Annotated in this window: 17 protein-coding genes; 15 read left to right on the plus strand and 2 right to left on the minus strand. The window is 72.6% G+C overall.

Going from position 1 to position 20,252, the window contains the following annotated elements; translation table 11 throughout:
- Nucleotides 1–48 precede the first annotated feature (48 nt).
- Complete coding sequence (locus tag ACLGIH_RS27100; protein ID WP_416527899.1) at nucleotides 49–1,008, plus strand: LLM class F420-dependent oxidoreductase; 960 nt, start codon at nucleotides 49–51, stop codon at nucleotides 1,006–1,008.
- Nucleotides 1,009–1,298: 290 nt separating this feature from the next.
- On the opposite strand, the gene ACLGIH_RS27105 is transcribed toward ACLGIH_RS27100, so the two are convergent.
- Complete coding sequence (locus ACLGIH_RS27105; RefSeq protein ID WP_416527900.1) at nucleotides 1,299–3,101, minus strand: glycoside hydrolase family 15 protein; 1,803 nt, start codon at nucleotides 3,099–3,101, stop codon at nucleotides 1,299–1,301.
- A 576-nt stretch (nucleotides 3,102–3,677) separates the two neighbouring features.
- Between ACLGIH_RS27105 and ACLGIH_RS27110 the strand changes: the two genes are divergently transcribed.
- The 14 genes from ACLGIH_RS27110 (at nucleotide 3,678) to ACLGIH_RS27175 (ending at nucleotide 19,527) form a co-directional block, all read left to right on the plus strand.
- Nucleotides 3,678–5,345 (plus strand): CTP synthase, encoded by a 1,668-nt coding sequence (locus ACLGIH_RS27110; RefSeq protein ID WP_416529486.1) that lies wholly within the window; start codon nucleotides 3,678–3,680, stop codon nucleotides 5,343–5,345.
- 98 nt (nucleotides 5,346–5,443) lie between these two features.
- A complete protein-coding gene (locus tag ACLGIH_RS27115) occupies nucleotides 5,444–6,070 on the plus strand; it encodes an NUDIX domain-containing protein (protein WP_416527901.1) in 627 nt (208 codons plus the stop codon).
- Nucleotides 6,071–6,236: 166 nt separating this feature from the next.
- Nucleotides 6,237–8,267: a tetratricopeptide repeat protein gene (locus ACLGIH_RS27120; protein ID WP_416527902.1), complete on the plus strand. Its 2,031-nt coding sequence runs from the start codon at nucleotides 6,237–6,239 to the stop codon at nucleotides 8,265–8,267.
- Between the two features lie 134 nt (nucleotides 8,268–8,401).
- Entirely contained in the window at nucleotides 8,402–9,526 is a 1,125-nt protein-coding gene (ald, locus tag ACLGIH_RS27125) for an alanine dehydrogenase (RefSeq protein WP_416527903.1), read from the plus strand.
- A 558-nt stretch (nucleotides 9,527–10,084) separates the two neighbouring features.
- Complete coding sequence (locus ACLGIH_RS27130) at nucleotides 10,085–11,077, plus strand: ParA family protein (protein ID WP_416529487.1); 993 nt, start codon at nucleotides 10,085–10,087, stop codon at nucleotides 11,075–11,077.
- The gene (locus tag ACLGIH_RS27135) at nucleotides 11,074–11,649 is read left to right on the plus strand and encodes a hypothetical protein (RefSeq protein ID WP_416529488.1); all 576 of its coding nucleotides are present in this window, start codon (nucleotides 11,074–11,076) and stop codon (nucleotides 11,647–11,649) included. The genes ACLGIH_RS27130 and ACLGIH_RS27135 overlap by 4 nt, the downstream gene beginning before the upstream one ends.
- A gap of 384 nt (nucleotides 11,650–12,033) precedes the next feature.
- Nucleotides 12,034–13,458, plus strand: coding sequence for a segregation/condensation protein A (locus ACLGIH_RS27140; protein ID WP_416527904.1), 1,425 nt, complete (start codon nucleotides 12,034–12,036; stop codon nucleotides 13,456–13,458).
- Nucleotides 13,455–14,123, plus strand: a complete 669-nt coding sequence (gene scpB, locus ACLGIH_RS27145; RefSeq protein ID WP_416527905.1) for an SMC-Scp complex subunit ScpB — start codon at nucleotides 13,455–13,457, stop codon at nucleotides 14,121–14,123. Before ACLGIH_RS27140 ends, scpB begins: the two co-directional genes overlap by 4 nt.
- Entirely contained in the window at nucleotides 14,123–15,190 is a 1,068-nt protein-coding gene (locus ACLGIH_RS27150; protein WP_416527906.1) for a pseudouridine synthase, read from the plus strand. The genes scpB and ACLGIH_RS27150 overlap by 1 nt, the downstream gene beginning before the upstream one ends.
- A gap of 246 nt (nucleotides 15,191–15,436) precedes the next feature.
- A complete protein-coding gene (locus ACLGIH_RS27155; RefSeq protein WP_416527907.1) occupies nucleotides 15,437–15,916 on the plus strand; it encodes a hypothetical protein in 480 nt (159 codons plus the stop codon).
- Nucleotides 15,913–16,659, plus strand: a complete 747-nt coding sequence (locus ACLGIH_RS27160; protein WP_416527908.1) for a hypothetical protein — start codon at nucleotides 15,913–15,915, stop codon at nucleotides 16,657–16,659. The genes ACLGIH_RS27155 and ACLGIH_RS27160 overlap by 4 nt, the downstream gene beginning before the upstream one ends.
- Before the next feature lie 110 nt (nucleotides 16,660–16,769).
- A complete protein-coding gene (locus ACLGIH_RS27165; protein ID WP_416527909.1) occupies nucleotides 16,770–17,684 on the plus strand; it encodes a transporter substrate-binding domain-containing protein in 915 nt (304 codons plus the stop codon).
- A gap of 98 nt (nucleotides 17,685–17,782) precedes the next feature.
- Nucleotides 17,783–18,502: an NUDIX hydrolase gene (locus ACLGIH_RS27170; protein WP_416527910.1), complete on the plus strand. Its 720-nt coding sequence runs from the start codon at nucleotides 17,783–17,785 to the stop codon at nucleotides 18,500–18,502.
- Nucleotides 18,499–19,527 carry an ADP-ribosylglycohydrolase family protein gene (locus ACLGIH_RS27175; protein WP_416527911.1) on the plus strand — a complete coding sequence of 343 codons (1,029 nt, stop codon included), beginning with the start codon at nucleotides 18,499–18,501 and terminating at the stop codon, nucleotides 19,525–19,527. The genes ACLGIH_RS27170 and ACLGIH_RS27175 overlap by 4 nt, the downstream gene beginning before the upstream one ends.
- A gap of 23 nt (nucleotides 19,528–19,550) precedes the next feature.
- Here ACLGIH_RS27175 and ACLGIH_RS27180 read toward each other — a convergent pair whose 3' ends face one another.
- The gene (locus ACLGIH_RS27180; RefSeq protein ID WP_416527912.1) at nucleotides 19,551–20,243 is read right to left on the minus strand and encodes a nucleotidyltransferase domain-containing protein; all 693 of its coding nucleotides are present in this window, start codon (nucleotides 20,241–20,243) and stop codon (nucleotides 19,551–19,553) included.
- Nucleotides 20,244–20,252 lie beyond the last annotated feature (9 nt).

Consider the following 20,252-nt stretch of genomic DNA (forward strand, 5'->3'; position numbering starts at 1 on the left):
GGGGGCGACTCCCGGTTCGCCCGGTGCCGGTCGGGTAGGTGCGCGGTCATGGATATCAGCGTGGTCGCCGCGGCGCGGGAGGACGACAGGTCGGTCGACGAGCCGTTGCAGGTGGCAGCGGTCGCCGACCGGCTCGGATACGGCGAGGTGTGGGTCGGGGAGGGGCCGACGTGGGACGCGTTCGTACTGGCCACGGCCATCGGGCGGGCCACCGAGCGGGTCGCCCTGACCGCGGGGCCGGTGGGTGTGTCCGTGCGGGACGCGTACTCCCTCGCCCGGGGCGCCGCTTCCACGGCCGCCGTCACCGGACGACCGGCCGGGGTGGCACTGGGCACGTCCAGCAAGCGGGTGATCGAGGGGGTGCACGGCCGGCCCCGGGTGCGGCCCGCGGCCGTCCTGGAGGAGACGGCGGCCACCCTGCGGGAGCTGATGCACGGGGCTCCCGGCGAGCCGGTCGTGCCCGGCAGCGGTTTCCGGCGCCGGCACCGGCCGCCCGGCGGTCCGCTCACGGTGGCGGCGTTCGGCGACAAGGCGATCGCAACGGCCGCCGCGTACGCCGACCGGATGCTCCTGGACGTCGTCTCGCCGGAACAGGTCGCCACCCTGCGCGCGAAACTACTGGCGGCGGCCGAGAAGGCGGGCCGCACGCCGCCGAGGCTGGCCGCCTGGGTGCCGGCCGCCATCGACCCCGACCCGGCCTCGCTCACCCAGGTGCTGCGCAGCGTCGTCGGCTACCTCGCCGTGCCCGGCTACCGCGAGATGTTCGCGGCGGCGGGCTTCGCCGAGGCCGTCGAGCTGGCCCGCACCGGCGCCGACCCCGACACCCTGCTGCGGGCCCTGCCGACCGAGGCCGCCGCCACGGTCGGCCTGATCGGCGACGCCGACGCCGCCCGTGCCCGGATGGACGCCTACGCGGCGGCCGGGCTCGATGAGATCGCCCTGGTCCCGGCGACGGCGGGCGACCCGGGCGGGGAACGCACGCTGACGGCCCTCGCGCCACGGGAGTAGCGGGCCCGGGGTGCCCGCGGGAGCCGATTACGGCAACGGCCCGGGGTCTGCCGCCGGTGCGGCGGCAGACCCCGGTGCCAGTGCCGGTGCCAGTGCCGGTGCCAGTGCCGGTGTCGGCATCGGGGCGCGGTCCCGCCCTCCCCGGACGAGGGCGTCCCCCGGCGGGCACCGGACAGCCGCCGGCCGCCCCGGACGAGGGCGCTCCCGGCCGCACCCGCCGAACGCCGGCCACCCCGCCCCCCGGGGAGAGGGCGCCCCCGGCCGCCCGCAGCCCGCCGCCGACGAGCCGCTTAACCCCCGTACGCGCCCGAAGCCGTCAGCCGCAGTGCCGTGTCGATCAGCGGCACGTGGCTGAAGGCCTGCGGGAAGTTGCCGACCTGGCGCTTCAGGCGCGGGTCCCACTCCTCGGCCAGCAGGCCCAGGTCGTTGCGGAGCGAGAGCAGCTTCTCGAACAGCTTCCGGGCCTCGTCGACCCGGCCGATCATCGCCAGGTCGTCGGCCATCCAGAACGAGCAGGCCAGGAAGGCGCCCTCGTCGCCGGGGAGGCCGTCGACGCCCTCGTCCTCGCCCTCCGTCGGGTAGCGCAGGATGAACCCGTCGGTGGTGGACAGCTCCCGCTGGATCGCCTCGATGGTGCCGATGACCCGCTTGTCGTCCGGCGGCAGGAAGCCCATCTGCGGGATCAGCAGCAGGGAGGCGTCCAGCTCCTGCGAGCCGTACGACTGGGTGAAGGTGTTGCGCTCCTTGTCGTAGCCCTTCTCGCACACGTCCCGGTGGATGTCGTCGCGCAGCTGCTTCCACCGCTCCAGCGGACCGTCGGCGTCGCCGGACTCGATCAGCTTGATGGTGCGGTCGACCGCGACCCAGGCCATGACCTTGGAGTGCACGAAGTGGCGGCGCGGACCGCGCACCTCCCAGATCCCCTCGTCCGGCTCCTGCCAGTGGTCCTCCAGGTAGCGGATCAGCTTCAGCTGGAGCAGCGAGGCGTAGTCGTTGCGGGCCAGGCCGGTCATGTGGGCCAGGTGCAGTGCCTCGGTGACCTCGCCGTACACGTCCAGCTGGAGCTGGTGCGCGGCGCCGTTGCCGACCCGGACCGGCGCGGAGTTCTCGTAGCCGGGCAGCCAGTCCAGCTCCGCCTCGCCCAGCTCGCGCTCGCCGGCGATGCCGTACATGATCTGCAGGTTCTCCGGGTCGCCGGCGACCGCGCGCAGCAGCCACTCGCGCCAGGCACGGGCCTCCTCGCGGTAGCCGGTGCGCAGCAGCGAGGACAGGGTGATCGCCGCGTCGCGCAGCCAGGTGTACCGGTAGTCCCAGTTGCGGACGCCGCCGATCTCCTCCGGCAGGGAGGTGGTGGGCGCGGCGACGATGCCGCCGGTCGGGGCGTACGTCAGGGCCTTCAGGGTGATCAGCGAGCGGATCACGGCCTCGCGGTAGGGGCCGTGGTACGTGCAGTGCTCCACCCACTCGCGCCAGAAGTCCTCGGTCGCCGAGAGCGACTGCTCCGGCTCCGGAAGCGGCGGCGGCTCCTTGTGCGAGGGCTGCCAGGAGATGGTGAACGCGATCCGGTCACCGGGGGCGACGGTGAAGTCCGCGTACGTGGTCAGGTCCTTGCCGTAGGTCTCGGCGGGTGTGTCGAACCACACGGAGTCGGGGCCCGCGACCGCCACCGTGCGCCCCTCGTGCTTGTGCACCCACGGCACCACCCGGCCGTAGCTGAACCGCATCCGCAGCTCCGAGCGCATCGGCACCCGGCCGGAGACGCCCTCGACGATCCGGATCAGCTGCGGGGCGCCGTCACGCGGGGGCATGAAATCCGTCACGCGGACGGTGCCGCGCGGGGTGTCCCACTCGGATTCCAGCACCAGCGAGTCGCCGCGGTAGCTGCGCCGTGCCGCCGCCGGGGGCTCGTTCTCCGCGGCGTAGGCGGGTCCCAGCCGCCAGAAGCCGTGTTCCCCGGTGCCCAGCAGACCGGCGAAGATGGCATGCGAGTCGAAGCGGGGCAGGCACAGCCAGTCGACTGTCCCGTCCCGGCAGACCAGTGCGGCGGTCTGCATGTCTCCGATGAGTGCGTAGTCTTCGATGCGCCCGGCCACGTGCAACTCCAGTCGAACGGCCACGTCACCCCGCAGGGGGGCGGTCGCTAGTGCGGTCAAGGGGGGTTCAGGGGGTGTCAAGGGATGTCAAGGATGGATGCAGTCATGCGTCGTTGAGCGATGAAGCAAAGCAGTCGCCCGGCCCTGAGGCCAATCCTGGTGACGCCAAACGACAATTGTTGCTCAACGAACTGACGAGCTCTCGTTGTTCCGGTGCTTACGGGCGAGGGGTGGTGCCGTGTCGCCGGCGGGCTCGGCAGCGAATGTCCGAGCAGGATACGACGCACGTAGATGATCTGTGTGCCGCTCCGGGCAACGCGATGGGGCCGAACGAGTGAGCGCCGGGTGAGAGAGTGGTGACGCAGGCGCGTGCGTGTCGGCGCATGCGCGGAGCGTGGCGCCGGCGGGCGCCCGGTGCGTGGCCGGAAGCCATCCTCCCGAGGCGCTGATACGCTGGTAGCCCGTGGACCGGTGGGCAAGCAAACCCCCGAACCGCAGCGACGGCACCCCCGGAAATCTCCGGCAGGCAGCCGCACCGCACCCCGATACCGAGACCACGGGAGCCCCCTCTTGGCCATGCCGCCCGCTGCTTTTCGAAACAGCACAGCCTCGACGACCAAGCACATCTTCGTCACCGGGGGTGTCGCCTCCTCTCTCGGCAAGGGGCTGACCGCCTCCAGCCTCGGCATGCTGCTCAAGGCGCGGGGCCTGCGCGTCGTGATGCAGAAGCTCGACCCGTACCTCAATGTCGACCCTGGCACGATGAACCCCTTCCAGCACGGTGAGGTGTTCGTCACCAACGACGGCGCCGAAACCGACCTGGACATCGGACACTACGAGCGCTTCCTCGACCGAGACTTGGACGGCTCGGCCAACGTCACCACCGGCCAGGTCTACTCGACGGTGATCGCCAAGGAGCGGCGCGGCGAGTACCTCGGCGACACCGTGCAGGTCATCCCGCACATCACCAACGAGATCAAGCACCGCATCCGCCGCATGGCGACGGACGAGGTGGACGTCGTGATCACCGAGGTCGGCGGCACGGTCGGCGACATCGAGTCGCTGCCGTTCCTGGAGACCGTCCGCCAGGTGCGGCACGAGGTCGGCCGGGACAACGTGTTCGTGGTGCACATCTCGCTCCTGCCGTACATCGGCCCCTCGGGTGAGCTGAAGACGAAGCCGACCCAGCACTCGGTCGCGGCCCTGCGCAACATCGGTATCCAGCCGGACGCGATCGTGCTGCGCTGCGACCGCGAGGTGCCCACCGCGATCAAGCGGAAGATCTCGCTGATGTGCGACGTCGACGAGGCCGCCGTGGTGGCCTGCCCCGACGCCCGCTCGATCTACGACATCCCGAAGACCGTGCACGGCGAGGGCCTGGACGCCTACGTCGTCCGCAAGCTGGACCTGCCCTTCCGCGACGTGGACTGGACGACCTGGGACGACCTGCTCGACCGCGTCCACAAGCCCGAGCACGAGATCACGATGGCGCTGGTCGGCAAGTACATCGACCTGCCCGACGCCTATCTGTCGGTCACCGAGGCGCTGCGCGCGGGAGGCTTCGCCAACCGGGCCCGCGTCAAGATCAAGTGGGTCACCTCGGACGACTGCAAGACCCCGGCCGGCGCCAAGGCGCAGCTCGGCGACGTCGACGCCATCTGCATCCCGGGCGGCTTCGGCGACCGCGGCGTGCTCGGCAAGGTCGGCGCGATCAAGTACGCCCGCGAGAACAAGATCCCGCTGCTCGGCCTCTGCCTGGGCCTGCAGTGCATCGTGATCGAGGCCGCGCGCAACCTGGCGGGCATCTCGGACGCCAACTCCACCGAGTTCGACCCGGCCACCGCCCACCCGGTCATCTCCACCATGGCCGAGCAGCTCGACATCGTCGCCGGCGAGGGCGACATGGGCGGCACCATGCGCCTGGGCATGTACCCGGCGAAGCTGGCCGAGGGCTCGATCGTGCGCGAGGTGTACGACGGCAAGGAGTACGTCGAGGAGCGCCACCGCCACCGCTACGAGGTGAACAACGCCTACCGCGCGGAGCTGGAGAAGCAGGCGGGCATCGTCTTCTCGGGCACCTCCCCGGACGGCAAGCTCGTGGAGTACGTGGAGTACCCGCGCGAGGTCCACCCGTACCTGGTCGCCACGCAGGCGCACCCCGAGCTGCGCTCGCGTCCGACGCGTCCGCACCCGCTGTTCGCGGGCCTGGTGAAGGCCGCGGTCGAGCGGAAGAGTTCCAAGTAGCACAACAGTTGTACGGTGGCCGGGGCGCGCGCATTCAAACGGCGCGGGCCCCGGCTTCTTTGTGCACGTCTGTAGGTCGGAAGGGCGAAGAGCAGCGTATGACGATCAAGGACATCCCGGAGGAGTGGGAGATCCGGGCGACGGACACCCCCTTCGTGGGCAACAAGACCTCGGTCCGCACGGACGACGTGGTCATGCCCGGCGGCAGCGTCGTCACCCGCGACTACCAGGTCCACCCCGGCTCCGTGGCCGTCCTGGCCCTCGACGAGGCCGGCCGCGTCCTGGTCATCCGGCAGTACCGCCACCCCGTGCGCCAGAAGCTGTGGGAGATCCCGGCCGGTCTGCTCGACGTCCCCGGGGAGAACCCGTTGCACGCCGCGCAGCGTGAGCTGTACGAGGAGGCGCACGTCAAGGCCGAGGACTGGCGGGTGCTGACCGACGTCTACACCACCCCCGGCGGCTGCGACGAGGCGGTACGGATCTTTCTCGCCCGCGAGCTGTCCGAGGCCGAGGGCGAGCGCTTCGAGGTCGAGCACGAAGAGGCCGACATGGAGCTGGAGCGGGTGCCGGTGGAGGACCTGGTCCGGGGTGTGCTCGCCGGGGAGCTGCACAACAACTGCCTCGTCGTCGGCGTGCTCTCGCTGGTCGCCGCGCAGAACGGCGACGGCCTCGACGCCCTGCGGCCGGCCGAGGCGCCCTGGCCGGCGCGTCCGTTCGCGCTCTGACCGGCGGCTCCTCCCTTCCGCTCCCGGTGTGACGATCGGCTGATCCGATCGGGCGACCTGCCCGCCGCGCTCCCCCCGGAACGCACCCGCGCTTGAACTAGGCTCGGGAAACGCCCGAACCGGGGTTCCGGCGGGCGCCGGTGCGCGGTGGGATCGGGAGAGGCCCGTGACGGATCAGGCGGTGGACACGGACGGCGTGCGGTTGTCGGACGAGGCTGCTGAGGAGAGTCGGTTCCTGGGCCGCAGCCGGGAACTGAAGGAGTTGCGCGCCGACATCGAACGTGCCGGCCTCGACACCCTCTCCGGCCGCAAGGCCCCCCGCGCGCGGGTGCTGCTCATCGCGGGCCGGCCCGGCTCGGGCCGCACCGCACTCGCCGAGGAACTCGTCGCCCAGGTCGCGGACGGCTACCCCGACGGCGTGCTGCGGGTCCGGCTGAGCGAACCGGACGGCACACGCGTGCCCGTCGGGAACCTCGCCCGGGAGCTGCTCACCGCGCTGGAGCAGCCCACCCCGCCCGGCGCCGCCGAGGACGACCTGACCGAGGCGCTGCGCTCGGCGCTGGCCGAGCGCCGCGCCCTGCTCCTGCTGGACGACGCCGCCGGCTCCGACCAGGTCGACGCCCTGCTCCCGGACGCCCCGGACTGCCTGGTCGTCGCCGTCGCCGAGGGCCCGCTGACCGGTATCGCCGACGTCCGCCCGTGTACGCTCGGCGGCCTCGACACCAAGTCCGCCGTGGAGCTGCTGTCCCGGCGCATCGGCTCGGTCCGGATCACCGTCGACCCGCGCGCCGCCGAGTCCCTCGTCGAGGAGTGCCAGGCGCAGCCCGCCGCGCTGGCCCTGGCGGGCGGCTGGCTCGCCGCCCGGCCCAAGGCGGCCGTCGCCGACCTCGCCAAACACCTGCGGACCGAGGGCAGCGACGAGGGCAGCCCGGTCGGCCGCGTCTTCCGGCTCGCCTACAAGTCCCTGCCGAGCGCCGCCGCCCGGATGCTGCGGCTGCTCTCCCTCGCCCCGGCCGGCCTGGTCGACCCGCACACCGCCGCCGCGCTCGCCGGCTGCTCGGTGAACAGCGCCCGCACCGTGCTGGACGATTTCGTCGCCCTCGGGCTGCTGCGCCCCGTGGACTCCCCGCTGCCGCAGTACGAGGTCCCCGGCTGCCTGCATCCCCGGATCAGGGCCCTCGCCGAGACCCACGACCGGCCCGCCGAGCTGCAGCTCGCCCGGGCCCGCATGCTGGAGCGCTACGTCCGGCTGCTCCAGTCCTGCCGGGCGATCACCGAGACCGACAGCCCCCGGGCCCGCGAGAAGCTCCTCGCCATGCCGCGCGCCCTGCGTTTCCCCACCCCCCGGGCCGCCGCCGAGTGGCTGCGGCTGCGCCGGCCCGCCCTGCTGGCCGCAGCCCGCCTCGCGGTCGCCGACGGGGAGCTGGACACCCTCGCCCGACGGCTGATGTCCCAGCTGGTGCGGGCCATGGTCGCCCACTTCGGCACCCACGCCGCGGCGCCCGACCTGTACGGCATCCACCGGCTCGTCCTCGACGTGGCCGAACGCCGCGACCTGCCCCGCGAGCAGGCGGCGGCCCTGCTGAACCTGGCCGACCTGGACGCCCGGACCGGCCGCACCACCGAGGCGCTGGCACGCTACCGGGCCGCGCTGGACGCCGGACGGCGCGCAAACGACCCGTACGCGACCGGCCGCGCGATGGAATCCGTAGGCGGCGCCCACCTGGAGCTGGGCGACTACGACCGGGCCGCCGACTGGTTCGGCCGGGCTCTCGCCCAGCGGCTGGCCCGGGACGAGCGTACGGACGCCGCCCGGCTGTACGGCCGGATCGCCGCCGCCCACACCTACGCGGGCCGCTACGGCGAGGCGCTGCGGGGCTGGCGGGCGGCCGTCGCCGGGTACCGCAAGGCCGGTGATGTGGCCGCCCATGCGCGGGCGTTGAGCGAACTGGCCCGGGTCCAGGAGTACGCCGGGCGACCCGAGGAGTCGCTGCGCACCTGTCTGGAGGCCGTCGACTGGGCGCGCGCGGCCGAGGACGTCCGGCTCCAGGCGGCGCTGCATCTGAGGCTGGCCGACACTCTGGACCACCTCGGGGACCCCACGGCAGCCGGTCTGCACCGCGGCGCGGCCGAGCGAATGCTGAAGGAAGATCGGCGTGATGCCTGCGAAATCCGCAGTGCATCTCTCCAAGATTAATGCTTTGAAAGGCTAGACAGCGGGAACGCCTTCATTAGACTGGGTTCGCCGCACGTTCTCCTGCGGTCTCTCCCGGTGTGCCCGCATCTGAGTGGGTATGCCTTGTAATAGCCCCATCGTCTGAGTCAAGGACCGTGATCGACGTGAAGGTCGGCATTCCCCGCGAGGTCAAGAACAACGAGTTCCGGGTGGCCATCACCCCGGCCGGCGTGCACGAGCTGGTGCGCCACGGTCACCAGGTCGTCATCGAGCGCGGCGCCGGCGTCGGCTCCTCGATCACGGACGCCGAGTACGTCGCCGCGGGCGCGCGGATACTCGACACCGCCGACGAGGTCTGGGCCGCCGCGGACCTGCTGCTGAAGGTCAAGGAGCCGATCGCGGAGGAGTACCACCGCCTCCGCAAGGACCAGACCCTCTTCACCTACCTGCACCTGGCCGCCTCCAAGGAGTGCACGGACGCGCTGATCGAGTCCGGCACCACCGCCATCGCCTACGAGACGGTCGAGCTGCCGAGCCGCGCCCTGCCGCTGCTCGCCCCGATGTCCGAGGTCGCGGGCCGGCTGGCCCCGCAGGTCGGCGCCTACCACCTGATGCGCGCGGCCGGCGGCCGCGGTGTGCTGCCGGGCGGCGTCCCGGGTGTGACCCCGGCCAAGGCCGTCGTCATCGGCGGCGGTGTCTCCGGCTGGAACGCCACCCAGATCGCCGTCGGCATGGGCTTCGACGTGACCCTGCTGGACCGCGACATCAACAAGCTGCGCGAGGCCGACAAGATCTTCGGCACCAAGGTCAAGGCCGTCATGTCCAACTCCTTCGAGCTGGAGAAGGCCGTCCTCGACGCCGACCTGGTCATCGGCGCGGTGCTCATCCCCGGTGCCAAGGCGCCGAAGCTGGTCACCAACGAGCTGGTCTCCCGGATGAAGCCGGGAAGTGTCCTTGTCGACATCGCGATCGACCAGGGCGGCTGCTTCGAGGACTCCCGCCCCACCACCCACGCCGAGCCGACCTTCAAGGTCCACGAGTCGGTCTTCTACTGCGTCGCCAACATGCCGGGCGCGGTGCCGAACACCTCCACCAACGCCCTCACCAACGCCACGCTGCCGTACATCGTGGAACTGGCCAACCGCGGCTGGGTCGAGGCGCTGCGCCGTGACCCGGCGCTGGCCAAGGGTCTCAACACCCATGACGGCAAGGTCGTTTACAAGGAGGTCGCCGAGGCGCACGGCCTGGAGTACGTGGACCCGGCCACCCTGCTCGGCTGACCCGCGCACCCGGCCCTCGGCCGTTAAATCGGCTAAGTCGTCTTCCGGTAAAGGCGATACGTCAACACGCATCGTCAACCCCGCACGCCCGGCCGGACCTTGCCAGACAAGGTCCGGCCGGATGTGTGTATGGTCACTTTGCGATTCTCGGCCAACTCGCCTCGAACGTAACGCTTCAACCGATTCGCGCACCGGTGAAACCTGCTGTGCGACGGCCGTACGCCCTTGACAGGCGGGTGTTTCATTACCGACACATCGGGCCGGGTCCGGCGGATTGTGTTGCTGCGGACCGCCGACACGCCATAGAGTCGCCAACCGTCGGCATGGTGCCACGCTGACCTGTCTAGAAGTTTCCTGGTCACCAAGGAGGTAAGACGACTTGTGAATGAGTCGACATTTACTCCCGGGGGTGGTCAACCAGGAACGCCGACCGGGGTCCAGGGTCCCGGGCGGTACGAGGCTGTCGGCTCCGTCGCGGTACGCACCTTCGCAGCCCACCAGAGTCCGCAGGCAACTCAGACAGCACACCAGAGCATGGATGGCCAACACGTGAACGCCATGGCCGGCGACGGAAGTGGCGCGCCCCGCAACCACTTCGCCGACTACGAAGAACTGCCCGAGGGGCACTTCTACGACCCCGACGCGGAGTACGAGCCCGATCCCGAGTACGCGGCCACGCTGGCGCCCGACGCGGCCCGCCAGCGGCGTGAGCGCATCGGCCCGACCGGACGCCCGCTGCCGTACTTCCCGATCCCGGGCCCGCTGACCGACCACGGTCCCGCCAAGATCATCGCGATGTGCAACCAGAAGGGCGGCGTCGGCAAGACGACGTCGGCCATCAACCTGGGCGCCGCGCTCGCGGAGTACGGGCGCCGGGTGCTGCTCGTCGACTTCGACCCGCAGGGCGCGCTGTCGGTCGGCCTCGGCGTCAACCCGATGGAGCTCGACCTCACCGTCTACAACCTGCTCATGGAGCGGGGCATGGCGGCCGACGAGGTGCTGCTGAAGACCGCGGTCCCCAACATGGACCTGCTGCCCAGCAACATCGACCTGTCCGCCGCCGAGGTGCAGCTGGTCTCCGAGGTGGCCCGCGAGTCCTCGCTGCAGCGCGCGCTCAAGCCGCTGCTGCCGGACTACGACTACATCGTGATCGACTGCCAGCCCTCGCTCGGCCTGCTCACGGTCAACGCGCTGACGGCCGCGCACAAGGTGATCGTCCCGCTGGAGTGCGAGTTCTTCGCGCTGCGGGGTGTGGCGCTGCTGACCGAGACCATCGAGAAGGTCCAGGAGCGGCTCAACCCGGAGCTGGAGCTCGACGGGATCCTCGCCACGATGTACGACTCGCGCACGGTGCACAGCCGTGAGGTGCTCGCGCGTGTCGTCGAGGCGTTCGACGACCACGTGTACCACACGGTCATCGGGCGCACGGTCCGCTTCCCGGAGACCACGGTCGCCGGTGAGCCGATCACCACGTACGCCTCCAACTCCGTCGGTGCCGCCGCCTACCGCCAGCTCGCCAGGGAGGTGCTCGCCCGGTGTCACGCCGAGTGAGTCTGCCGGGGGCCGACGAACTCTTCCGTACGACAGGGGGAATGGCACTGCAGTCGTCCACCCCGCGCCGCCAGGCCAACGGCGAGGCCCGGGTGCCCGCGCCGGCCGGGGAGAGCGACCAGGCGGCCGCCGCGGAGGACGCACCGCAGTCGGTGCCCGCGCAGGGGGGCGACGGCGAGGGCGCCGAGCACGCCGCCGCGGCGGACGCGGAACCCGCGACGACCGGTGAGTCGCGCAGCCGGGGCGCGGAGCGCTCGGCGCAGCGTGCGGCTGCCCGGGCGGGCGCACAGGAGGGTTCTGCCGCGGGCGCCGCCGCCGGCCAGCCCCGCAAGCGCGGCCGGGCCGCCACGCGCCGCCCCAGCGGCCGGGAACGGCACGACGAGAAGATCACGGTCTATGTCTCCGCGGAGGAGCTGATGGACCTGGAGCACGCCCGTCTGGTGCTCCGCGGCGAGCACGGACTGGCCGTCGACCGCGGCCGGATCGTCCGCGAGGCGGTCGCCGTGGTCCTCGCCGACCTGGAGACCCGCGGGGACGCCAGCATCCTCGTACGACGGCTGCGCGGGCGGTAGCGGTAGCCTGCGGGGGCCATGACCTCGCACGACACCCCCCGCCCCCGCCCCTCGGCCGGCGCCCCCGCCGGCCGTCGGCGCGCGCTGGGGAGGGGACCGGGAACCGCCCCGCGGGTGGCTCCGCCGGCCGACCCAATGCCGCCGGTGGGCGACCCGCCTGCCGCGGCGGCACCGGGAGCGGAGCCAGGGGGCACCGGCCCGGCGCCGGAACCGGTGCCGGAACCCGCACCGGAGCCGACGGCCGGGAGCGCGCCGCGGTCAGAGCGCGAACCCGGGCGGGAGCGCGAGCGGGAGCACGCCCGCGGCGGTCACGAGGGTGAGCCACAGGCACAGTCCGAGCCGGGGCCGCACGAGCCCCGGTCGCCCTCCGCGGCGCGGGCGGGGGTGGGGACGGAGACCGGGACGGGCGCCGGCCCGAGCGCCGAGCCCGCCCCGCAGACGGTTCCGTGGTCGCGGCCGGAGCCGCAGCCGGCTACGGAGCCGCACTCCCAACGGCAGCGTCAGGCGGAGCGGCAGCCGGAGGGGCAGTGGCAGCCGGAGCCGGAGCCGGAGCCTCAGGCCGGGCCCGCGCCCGCGCCCGCGCCTGAGGCAGAGTCCGCGCCGCTGGTGCAGGCCGAGTCCGCCCCGGTGCCCCAAGCCCGGCCCGCGCCGCCGGCCCAGACCGATTCCGTCCCGCCGGCCCAGGCCGAGTCCGCGCCGGGCGGCGCCCCCGCAGCCGAGCCCGGCACCGGGGCGGCGGCCGGGGGCAGGAATGAGCCGGTGGCTGGACCGGACGCCGGATCCGCGCTCGGCACTGGTCCCGGGCGTCGGGGCGAGTCGCAGGCCGGTCCGGGCGCTGGGCATGGGCTCGGCACGGGTGCGGGGCGTCGGGGCGAGTCGGTCGGTCCGGGCGCCGGATCCGGGCTCGGCTCCGGCGCGGGGCAGCTCGGCGAGTCGGCCGCCGTACCGGTGGCCGGGGCGGGAGCCGGGGGCGCGGACGAGCAGCCCGATGGCGGGGACGGCGGCTTCAAGGTGCGGCTCGACAACTTCGAGGGCCCCTTCGACCTGCTGCTCCAGCTGATCTCCAAGCACAAGCTGGACGTCACCGAGGTCGCCCTGTCCAAGGTGACCGACGAGTTCATGGCGTACATCCGGGCACTGGGCCCGGACTGGGACCTCGACGAGACGACCGAGTTCCTCGTCGTCGCCGCGACGCTGCTCGACCTGAAGGCGGCCCGGCTGCTGCCCGCGGCCGAGGTGGAGGACGAGGCCGACCTGGCGCTGCTGGAGGCCCGTGACCTGCTGTTCGCGCGCCTGCTCCAGTACCGCGCGTACAAGCGGATCGCGGAGATCTTCAGCGAACGCCTCGACGCCGAGGCCCGCCGCCACCCCCGTACCGTCGGACTCGAACCGCACCACGCGGCGCTGCTGCCCGAGGTGGTCATCAGCATCGGACCCGAGGGCTTCGCCAAGCTGGCCGTGAAGGCGATGCAGCCCAAACCCAGGCCGCAGGTGTACGTCGAGCACATCCACGCCCCCCTGGTCAGCGTGCAGGAACAGGCCGGGATCGTGGTCGCGCGGCTCAAGGAGCTGGGCGAGGCCAGCTTCCGGGCCCTCGTCGCGGACACCGACGACACGCTGACCGTCGTGGCCCGCTTCCTCGCCCTGCTGGAGCTGTACCGGGAGAAGGCCGTGACCCTGGACCAGGAGACCGCCCTCGGCGAGCTGCTGGTGCGCTGGACCGGCGGGGACGCCGACGCCGCCCCGATGGTGACCGACGAGTTCGACCGGCCGCCCGAGCAGCCGAAGGAGGAGGAGAGGAAGCCGTGAGCGAGGAAGCCACCGAGGCACCGGCCGGCGGCCGTCCCGCCGTCGCCGGCCTCGACCTCAAGCCCGCCCTGGAGGCGGTCCTGATGGTCGTGGACGAGCCCGCGACCGAGGAACTGCTCGCGAAGATACTCCAGCGCCCCCGGCGCCAGGTCGCGGACGCCCTGCGCGAGCTGGCCGACGAGTACACCGTCCAGGGCCGCGGCTTCGAGCTGCGGCTGGTCGCGGGCGGCTGGCGCTTCTACACCCGGCCCGAGTACGCCGCCGCGGTCGAGGGCTTCGTCCTGGACGGCCAGCAGGCCCGGCTCACCCAGGCCGCGCTGGAGACCCTGGCCGTGGTCGCCTACCGCCAGCCGGTCAGCCGCAGCCGTGTCTCCGCGGTGCGCGGTGTCAACTGCGACGGCGTGATGCGCACCCTCCTCCAGCGGGGTCTGATCGAGGAGGCGGGCACGGAACCCGAAACAGGTGCGATCCTGTACGTGACGACGAACCACTTCCTGGAGCGGATGGGCCTGCGCGGTCTGGACGAGCTCCCTCAGCTCGCGCCCTTCCTCCCGGAGGCGGAGGCGATCGAGGCCGAGACCCAGGAAGGCGTGCCGTCGTTCGATCCGGACGCCCCGGACCCGGACGACGGTCCCACGATCAACTCGACGACGACGGAATTTTGATGCGAAGCAGCGGCAGGAACGGCGGACACGGCGGGCGCGGCAACCACCGCGGTGCCGGCAACGACAGGGACCAGAAGCAGGGCGGCCAGGGCCGTCCCCGCAAGCCCCGCCCCGAGGAGCGCCGCTACGACGTGGGCCCCGGGGCGACGAAGGACGGCCCCAAGTCCGGGCGCGGCGGCACGGCCCGCGGCGGCACCAAGGGCGGACCGAAGAAGCCCCAGCAGCGGGGGCGTACGGCCCCGGCCCGGTCCCGCGAGTACGAGACACGCGTGGAGGAGCGCAACCGGGAGCGGTACGCGGGCAAGAAGGACGTCAAGCTGCCCAAGACCTTCCCGGGCGCCGAGCAGGAGGGCGAGCGGCTGCAGAAGGTGCTCGCGCGCGCGGGCTACGGTTCCCGGCGTGCCTGCGAGGAGCTGATCGACCAGGCGCGCGTCGAGGTCAACGGCGAGATCGTCACCGAGCAGGGCAAGCGGGTCGATCCGGAGAAGGACGAGGTCAAGGTCGACGGGCTGACCGTGGCCACGCAGTCGTACCAGTTCTTCGCCCTCAACAAGCCGGCCGGGGTCGTGTCGACCATGGAGGACCCGGAGGGCCGGCAGTGCCTCGGTGACTACGTCACCAACCGGGAGACCCGGCTCTTCCACGTCGGCCGGCTGGACACCGAGACCGAGGGCGTCATCCTGCTCACCAACCACGGCGAGCTGGCCCACCGGCTGACGCACCCGAAGTACGGGGTGAAGAAGACCTATCTCGCGCACATCGTGGGCCCGATCCCGCGCGACCTCGGCAAGCGCCTGAAGGACGGCATCCAGCTGGAGGACGGCTACGCGCGCGCGGACCACTTCCGGGTCGTGGAGCAGACCGGCAAGAACTACCTGGTCGAGGTCACCCTGCACGAGGGCCGCAAGCACATCGTGCGGCGCATGCTCGCGGAGGCCGGTTTCCCGGTCGACAAGCTGGTGCGCACCGCCTTCGGCCCGATCACGCTGGGCGACCAGAAGTCGGGCTGGCTGCGCCGGCTGTCGAACACCGAGGTCGGAATGCTGATGCAGGAGGTCGACCTCTAGGACCTCCGGGGCCTCCGGGAGGCCTCGGGGACCTCCAGGACCTCCGGGTCCTGTCCGGCAGGACACGGCCCCCGTCGGCTGTGCGGCGCGGTGGCCTTGTGCCACGTGTGTCACCGTCCGGTAACTGGTGCCCCACGGACCGTAGTTGACCGGTATTCTTATCGTCATGGGTGATGGACCGTCATGCGTCGGTCCACCGACACCTTGACTCCAGGGCACGGTTACTTCGAGGACTGGGGGAGTCCTATGTCGCAGTTGCTGGCCGCCGCGGAAACCATCGCGCCCGTCATCACCGCCGTCGCCGGCGGGGTCACCGGAGCCGTAGCCCAGTCGGCGCAGAACCAGATGGCGGACGGCGTGGTGCAACGGGGGCGGGAGATCGTCGAGAATTTCCTGGCTCGCAGGTCCGGCGACCCGGAGGGGAACGCGGAGACCGTCGCCGCGGTGGAGGAGATCGAGCGGCTGACGGAGCGGGACCGCCTGGCGCTGGACACCGCGGTCGGGAAGTGGCTGGACGCGCGGTTCGGCGATCAGCCGGCGGATCTGCTCACGCTGATCAAGCAGGAGGCCGAAGCGGCCGAGCCCGCCGTTCCCCGGTCCGTCACCGTCAACGCCTCGGGCGAGGGCGCCGTCGGCATCGGAGTCGTGCACCACCTCGGCGGTCTGCACATGGGCGGCCGTCCCCGAGGCGAGTCGAGAGGGGAGCCCGGGGAGAGCGGTCGGTGAGCCCGCAGGACGTCACGGTCAACGCCTCGGGCGACGGCTCGGTCGGCATCGGGCATGTGGGCCGGCTGACCGCGAGCCTCCTGGGCGGGGACTGGCGGGAGGTCGCCCAGAGCGTCCGGCGCTGGAGCGGCTGGAACTGGCCGCAGTTCTTCCTGGTGCTGCTGCTGGACATCGTGGCGTTCTCCATGGCCCCCGAGGGCCCGGCCCGTCAGCTCGGCTGGGTGTACGCCTCGATGGCGACGGCGCTCGTCCTGTCCTTCTGCCGGGTGGCGGGGGTGGTCGGAGCCCTGGCCCGCAAAGGCGGGCGCCGGACGTTCCTGCCGCCGCTCGTCTCGCTCGGGTGCGTGGTGCTCGCCTCCCTCAGCATCGTCGGCATGGACCACTACGCCGATCACGGCGAGGCGGACGTGACCGGCCGGGCCCGGATCGTGGCCGAGGCGCCCCTGGTCGACGGCGAGCGGCTGGTCGTGACCGTGCCGAACGAACCGCACCGGGATCATCTGCGGCTCGGCCTGGTGGTCTCCGACGCCGCCCCGGGGGCGCAGTCCTGCGTCCCGGGCACCACCTACGAGGCGAAGCTCAAGGGCAGCAGTGCGCGCACGGTCGAGGGCGTGCGCAGCGGGGAGACGTTCTCCCTCCCGCTGGGCGGCATCCGGGGGAACATCGAGGTGGAGGCCGTCCTCCGCTCCGACCAGGGGTGCCGCATGGCGGCCTCGGTGGCCGAGGCCGTCCTCCACGACTGAGCCGGAACGGCACCGGCGACTGAGCCGGAACGGCACCGGGCGGCGGAGTCCCGACGGTGCTCCGCCGCCGAGCCGGAACAGCACTCCACGACTGAGGGGACGTGAGTGACGTGAGGCAACATCCAGGCGGACACGGTGCGGGGCCGGCCCGCGCCGGACGCCGGGCGCGGCGCTGGGCGACGGCGGTGGCGCTCGCCGTGCTCGTCGCCACCGGGTGCTCGTCGGGGCAGGCCGACGGGCGGTTCCTCGGGGCCCAGGAGATCGACGTGGCCACGCACAAGGACCTGCCCGGCATGTCGCTCTTCGAGAACTACACCTACTCCGGCTTCGACAACTCGCTCTTCCTGGACATCGAGAAGTGGCTGGAGGCCGAGGAGGGCGTCCAGGTCACCCGCAGTGCGGACGTGTCCTCCGCCGCCCGCATCGCGAGGATCCAGTCGGGCGACGCGGACCTGGTCATCGCCTCGTTCTCCATCACCCCGGAGCGGATGAAGGAGATCGACTTCGTCGGCCCGTACCTCACCACCGTCCAGGGATTCCTGGTCCACGCCGACTCCGACATCCGCACCCATGCCGACCTGGCCGGCCAGCGGGTCTGCACCTGGGACGGCACCACGTCCAGGACGGTGCTGGGGGAGCTGAAGGGCACGGTCCCGGTGGACGGCACGGACGCGGACCAGTGCCTGCAGAAGCTGCGTGGCGGCCAGGCGGACGCCGTCTCCACGGACCAGGTGCTGCTCTACGGTTTCGCCCAGCACGAGAACGAGCACGACCTGCGAGTCGTGCCCGACCTGACCGTCGGCGCGCCGCAGCACTACGGCATCGGACTCGCCAAGGGGAACCGGGAGGACTGCCTGCGGCTGGCCGAGTGGCTGAAGGGCTATGTCGGCGGCCGCGAGTGGCAGGGCAACTTCCGGGAGGCGCTGCACCTGCTGGTGCGGGAGCAGCCGGACTGGATCAGCAGGCACAAGCCCGAGGACGACCTCGTCGACGCCCACTCCTGCGTGGACCGGCCCAAGACCTGAACGGGCACCGGCCGCCCGGACCTGAGCGCGCGCCGGCCGGTTGCGCCGACCCGCTCCCCCTTTTATAGTCGTTTCGACTATTAAGGGGGTGGCCGGTCGTGCACGGCTACGACAAGCACGCCTACGAACCGTTCGCCGTCACCGTCGACCTCGCCGTGTTCACGCTCCGCGCGGGCGCCCTGCACGTGCTGCTCGTCGAACGCGGGCAGGAGCCGTACGCCGGCCGCTGGGCGCTGCCCGGCGGCTTCCTGCTGCCGGACGAGTCGGCGGAGACGGCGGCCCGGCGCGAGCTGGCCGAGGAGACGGGCCTCGCGGAGCTGACCGGGCTGCACCTGGAGCAGCTGCGGACCTACAGCGAGCCGGACCGCGACCCCCGGATGCGCGTCGTGTCGGTGGCCTTCACCGCGCTGCTGCCGGACCCTCCCGAGCCGCGCGCGGGCACCGACGCCGCCGAGGCGCGCTGGCTGCCGTACGACTCCGCCGCCGGCCTCGCCTTCGACCACGACCGGATCCTGGCGGACGCGCGCGAGCGGGTCGGCGCCAAGCTGGAGTACACCTGCCTGGCCACCGCCTTCTGCCCGGCCGAATTCACTCTGGGGGAGCTCCAGCAGGTCTACGAGACCGTATGGGGCACGACCCTGGACCGGCCCAACTTCCGGCGCAAGGTCCTCGCCACACCCGGCTTCGTCGAACCGGTCCCGGGCGCCGCGCGCCTGACCGGCGGCCGGGGCAAACCGGCCGCCCTCTACCGCGCCGGGGCCGCCACCGCCCTGCACCCGCCCCTGCTCCGACCGTCCCCGGAAGGACGCCCCGCATGACCACGACCACCGCCACCAAACGCGCCGCCACCGGGGCGCTCACCGGCCTCGCCCTCGGTGACGCCCTCGGCTTCCCGACCGAGTTCGACGACGTCCCGTCCATCCTCGCCAAGTGCGGCCCCTGGCGGGAGATGGAGCTGCCCCGGCCCGCGATCGTCACCGACGACACGCAGATGACGCTGGCGCTGGGGAAGGGCCTCCGGACGGCCATGCACCGGGCGCCGCTCACGCCCGAGGGGATGGCGGCGGCCGTACGGCGGGAGTTCATCGCCTGGAACCGCTCGCCGGAGAACGACCGGGCGCCGGGCAACACCTGTCTGCGCGCCTGTGACCTGCTGGAGCGGACCGACCGCCCCTGGCAGGACGCCAGCCAGGTCGGCTCCAAGGGCTGCGGCGCCAACATGCGGGTCGCCCCGATCGGCCTCGTCCCCGGCCTGAGCGACGAACAGCGCGCGGGCGCCGCACAGTTGCAGTCCGCGCTCACCCACGGGCACCCGACGGCCCTCGCCGCCTCCGACCTCACCGCCCACGCCGTACGGCTGCTCGCCGAGGGGGCCGACCCGACCGGGCTGGTCGGCCGCCTGCGCTCGTACGCGTACGACAACCGCACCCGCTACCACGAGCACTGGCTCGGCGACCTGTGGACCCGCGCCCAGGACCCCACCCCCGAGCACTTCATGGCCCGCGGCTGGGACGAGTGCCTGGCGACGCTCGACCGGCTGCAGCACGCCGTGCGCACGGTCTCGCCCGAGACCGACCCCTGCCTGGCCACCGGCGAGGGCTGGATCGCCGAGGAGGCCCTGGCGGCCGGGCTGCTCTGCTTCCTGCTCTTCGTCGACGAACCGCTCACGGCGCTGCGCCGGGCCGCCTGCACCTCCGGCGACTCCGACTCGATCGCCTGCCTGGCGGGCGCCTTCGCCGGCGCCCACCTGGGCGCCGACGCGTGGCCGGCCGACTGGACCGGCCGCATCGAGTACCGGGCCGATCTGCTGGCCCTCGGGGCGCTCTGGGACGCTCGGCCCTGACCGGCGGCCCGGGTGCCCGCGCCTCAGGGACCCGGCCGGAGGGCCGAGGCGCGGCGGACGCGCATCAGGAAGTCCTCCACGCGGCGCCGGTCCGGCTCCTTCGGCAGGGGGCTGCGGTGGGCGGCGTCCTCGCACTCGGCCACCAGGCGCGTCATCCGTGACTCGACCTCGGGCCAGGGGACCTCGCCGCGCCTGACGGCGAGCAGCGGCTCCCGCCGGTCGCCGACGTCCACGGTGAGCGTGCCCGTGCGCAGCAGGTCGCGGGCGCTCGTCAGCAGCCGCAGCAGGTGCATCGCGTGCTTCCAGCGCGGGGCGCCGTGCGCGCGGAGGTCGGCGTCCAGTTTGCGGCGCTGGCCGTGGGCGTACCGGGTGAAGGTCTCGTGGACCCGGCGGGACAGGAACGCCCCGCGCAGGGCGAGCAGCTCGCGGCCGGTGTCGTCGGCGTACTCCACCAGCGGCGAGTGCAGGCACTCCAGGATGTTCGGGTTCGCGCGCAGGGCCAGCTCGCAGAAGCGCTCCAGCTCCCAGCTGAACTGCTCCTCGGCCGGTCCCTCGACGTGCGTCGGCGGCTTCTCGAACCGCCAGTACAGCGGCGTGGGCGCGAGGAACACGCCCCGGCGGTCGGTGTCGCTGCCCTCCGTCGCCAGACCGAAGGCGCGCGAACCCGTCACGCAGGCGTAGACCGTGTGGTCGCGTACGAGTGTCTCCGGCTGCATGACCGGGAG

It is taken from the genome of Streptomyces hamibioticus (genome assembly GCF_047946815.1).
In the GTDB taxonomy this organism is placed as follows: Bacteria; Actinomycetota; Actinomycetes; order Streptomycetales; family Streptomycetaceae; genus Streptomyces.

What these genes read in the sequence shown, in the direction of transcription:
- ACLGIH_RS27100 (WP_416527899.1), top strand. Translation starts at nt 49, where the DNA reads ATGGATATCAGCGTGGTCGCCGCGGCGCGGGAGGACGACAGGTCGGTC.
- ACLGIH_RS27110 (WP_416529486.1), top strand. Translation starts at nt 3,678, where the DNA reads ATGCCGCCCGCTGCTTTTCGAAACAGCACAGCCTCGACGACCAAGCAC.
- ACLGIH_RS27115 (WP_416527901.1), top strand. Translation starts at nt 5,444, where the DNA reads ATGACGATCAAGGACATCCCGGAGGAGTGGGAGATCCGGGCGACGGAC.
- ACLGIH_RS27130 (WP_416529487.1), top strand. Translation starts at nt 10,085, where the DNA reads ATGGCCGGCGACGGAAGTGGCGCGCCCCGCAACCACTTCGCCGACTAC.
- ACLGIH_RS27150 (WP_416527906.1), top strand. Translation starts at nt 14,123, where the DNA reads ATGCGAAGCAGCGGCAGGAACGGCGGACACGGCGGGCGCGGCAACCAC.
- ACLGIH_RS27155 (WP_416527907.1), top strand. Translation starts at nt 15,437, where the DNA reads ATGTCGCAGTTGCTGGCCGCCGCGGAAACCATCGCGCCCGTCATCACC.
- ACLGIH_RS27175 (WP_416527911.1), top strand. Translation starts at nt 18,499, where the DNA reads ATGACCACGACCACCGCCACCAAACGCGCCGCCACCGGGGCGCTCACC.
- ACLGIH_RS27180 (WP_416527912.1), bottom strand. Translation starts at nt 20,243, where the DNA reads ATGCAGCCGGAGACACTCGTACGCGACCACACGGTCTACGCCTGCGTG.